Genomic DNA, 3319 nt, shown 5'->3' with positions numbered 1-3319 from the left:
AGAAATTAGGGTTACGCCCATCTATGTCAAGACGAGGAAACTGTTGGGACAACGCACCACAGGAATCATTCTTTGGCCATCTTAAAGACGAGTCCTCTATTAAAGCATGTACAAGTCTAGATGAGTTAAGAAAAGAAATTAAACAATATATGATTTATTACAATCATTATAGATATCAGTGGAATTTAAAAAAGATGACCCCTGTTCAATATAGAGATCATCTTCTTAAAACTGCCTAGGTTTTTTTAATGTCCTTTACAAAGGGTACACTTTACATCATTAAAATTGAGAAATTGGGTTTTTTTCTGTAATCCTCATTGGATTGAAGAAATTTGCGACACTCCTGCCGAATTACTGGCTAGCCGAGACACCAAATGCGTTTGCTAAAATGCGGCTTGGCAGACAGTCGGCGGAAAGGGAGCAGATTTCTAAAAACTGAACTTTTTAAATAAAAAACTTCAGCCAAACTGAGTTTTCATCGAGTTTGGCTACAGTCTAAAAGCCCGTGTATATAACACGGGCTTTCTTCATTATTTTAAATCCATTGGATTATATAATTCCACGTCAGGATTTTTATCTTGGAACCAACGAAGTGCAAACTCATTTTCAAATAAGAATGCATATTTATCAAACCGGTCCTTAACAAGGATGCTTCTTGAGCTATGAAGATTTTCATCAAGCTTTTCATCCTCAGCCCAGCGTGTAATCTTGCTGCCCATGCGCTCCATCACGACTTCAACATTATACTCGTTCCTCATTCGATGCTCGAATACTTCAAATTGAAGCTGCCCAACCGCACCAAGCAGATATTCTTCCATCCTAACCGTTTTGAAGAGCTGAATTGCCCCTTCTTGTACAAGTTGGTTAATACCTTTATGGAAATGTTTCTGTTTCATGACGTTTTTAGCTGTTACCCTCATGAATAGTTCCGGCGTAAACTGAGGCAGCCTTTCAAACTGAAACATGTCTTTGCTTGTAGTGATCGTATCACCAATTTGGTAATTACCAGTATCATATAAACCGATGATATCTCCGCTTACCGCTTCATTTACGGTGTTTCGATCATCAGCCATGAATTGAGTAGAGGAAGAAAGGTTGATCGGTTTCCCTGTCCTGCTCAAGTTGACGCTCATTCCACGCTCGAATTTACCGGAGCAAATGCGAAGGAAAGCGATTCGGTCACGGTGTTTTGGGTTCATGTTCGCCTGGATTTTGAAAATGAAACCGGAAAAATCATTGCTGACAGGATCCATTTCACCTGAGGTTGTCATCCGTGCTTGTGGAGCTGGTGCAAACTTCAGATAAGCATCCAAAAACGTCTGAACACCGAATGTCGTTAAAGCACTTCCGAAAAATACAGGACTAAGTTTACCATTCGCGATATTTTCTTCAGAGAATTGGTTACCCGCTTCCGTCAACAGCATGATTTCTTCCAAAGTTTGCTCATATAACTGGGAATCCTTAAGTTTATGATCCACTTCGAGTTCACCATCTTCATTCAACGGAAGGAAACGCTCTTCCCCTTCAGTTTTGAACTGTTCAATCCGATTGTTGAACCTGTCGTAAATGCCCACGAAGTCTTTTCCCATCCCGATCGGCCAGTTCATTGGATATGTTTCTATTCCTAATACCTCTTCAAGTTCGGCAAGCAATTCTAGCGGTGTTTTACCTTGTCGGTCCATTTTATTGATAAAAGTGAAAATCGGTATACCCCTCATCCGGCATACTTTGAATAATTTAACCGTTTGATCCTCGATACCTTTTGCCGAGTCGATGATCATCACGGCGCTATCAACAGCCATCAGTGTACGATATGTGTCTTCACTGAAATCTTGGTGGCCCGGTGTATCGAGAATATTGACACGGAAGTCATCATAATCGAATTGCATGACTGAAGATGTAACGGAAATTCCCCGTTGCTTTTCAATTTCCATCCAGTCACTGGTTGCATATTTCCCTGTTTTTCTAGCTTTAACTGTTCCGGCATCCCGGATCGCGCCGCCAAACAGCAATAATTTTTCTGTCAAAGTCGTTTTCCCGGCATCCGGGTGAGAGATGATTGCGAAGGTCCGTCGGGATTGAACCTCGTCTTTTAAATTAGTCATAATATGTTCCTTTCATTATTGGAGTCATCAATAAAAAAATTTATAGGAGGTTTATTGTATTTTTTACATTGGAATGGCAACCTTTCTTTGTATGCAAAAATCCTGATCATACACAATATATGTAAGAAAAAATATATCATAAGGCTTAAGCCTTGGCTACTCAGCATTCATTTCAATCAACCTTTCTATTTTAACACGATATGAAGGAAAGATGTAGAGGTGAATGAAACACCCATTAGGGGATTTGTTCAGATGGCAAAACAAAAGACGCTTAATCAGCGCCCCTTATCTTGATCCATATGATTACCGTTCATTTATTCATGGTTTATTTATTTACCTTGCCGTTTTAAACGATTTTTGATTCCGCTTGTTCTTCCAGCGTTTTTTTACTTCCTTGAATATGATTGGAGCAGCAAAAATGAGAGCCCTTTTTAATAATTTCTTCATTTTTCATCAGTCCTTTCTTTCTTATCCTATACCCGATTATTTTCGCAGAAAACTTTAATGCCAAATTGTTTTCCTGATTTCAACCATAAAGGCATTTCATTTTGGACATGGAATCCCCCGTCAAATTTCAATCAAGGAAAATCCCGTGCGACAATACCGTTATATTTCCCCGTATAAAACCTGTCTAATATTATTTTCCCCAAATGGGAATGTATAAATTACTTCCATTTGTTTTATCCTTTATAAAGGTGGGTATATACTAAAAAAATGGAAATTGCTCCAGAGGTTACGGTGGTAATTTTTCCTGTAGGCTTTCACATATTATCAAGCATCGTCGTATGATAATTTAACTTGAATGAGGGTGCTGGATAATGTGTGAAATTGATTTTTCCATCTAGGTAAAATCATCACCATTAATATTTTTTAACTTTTTAGGAGGATTCATCGAATGACAGTAACAGGTAAAGTGAAATGGTTCAATAGTGACAAAGGATTTGGTTTCATCGAAGTACCAAACGGAGATGATGTTTTCGTACATTTTTCCGCCATTCAAGGAGAAGGTTTCAAAAGCCTTGATGAAGGTCAAGAGGTTGAATTTGAAATCGAAGAAGGAAACCGCGGACCTCAAGCTAAAAACGTCGTAAAACTCTAAAGCATAGATACACAAACATAATTGATAGGCAATGCAAAAGGATGCCGCCCATATCGGGCGGCATCCTTCAGTTTGTAGACAAAAGGGGTTCGGAATTAAAAAATTCTGAACCCCT

At 38.8% G+C, this 3319-nt stretch carries 3 protein-coding genes; 2 read left to right on the top strand and 1 reads right to left on the bottom strand.

All coding sequences use genetic code 11. The features are described 5' to 3' along the window. Window positions 1-239: IS3 family transposase (locus ADA55_RS17480; protein WP_153246138.1), on the top strand; the 239-nt coding region annotated here is incomplete at its 5' end. A gap of 291 nt (window positions 240-530) precedes the next feature. Here the strand turns inward: ADA55_RS17480 and ADA55_RS17475 are convergent. Continuing rightward, window positions 531-2105: a peptide chain release factor 3 gene (locus ADA55_RS17475; RefSeq protein ID WP_034314233.1), complete on the bottom strand. Its 1575-nt coding sequence runs from the start codon at window positions 2103-2105 to the stop codon at window positions 531-533. Window positions 2106-3000: 895 nt separating this feature from the next. Here ADA55_RS17475 and cspD point away from each other — a divergent pair. After that, window positions 3001-3204: a cold-shock protein CspD gene (gene cspD, locus ADA55_RS17470; protein WP_034314240.1), complete on the top strand. Its 204-nt coding sequence runs from the start codon at window positions 3001-3003 to the stop codon at window positions 3202-3204. The last annotated feature ends 115 nt before the right edge of the window (window positions 3205-3319 follow it).

The organism is Bacillus sp. 220_BSPC (genome assembly GCF_001054655.1).
GTDB lineage: Bacteria > Bacillota > Bacilli > Bacillales > DSM-1321 > Peribacillus > Peribacillus frigoritolerans.
This window is presented reverse-complemented; position numbering and strand designations above follow the sequence as displayed.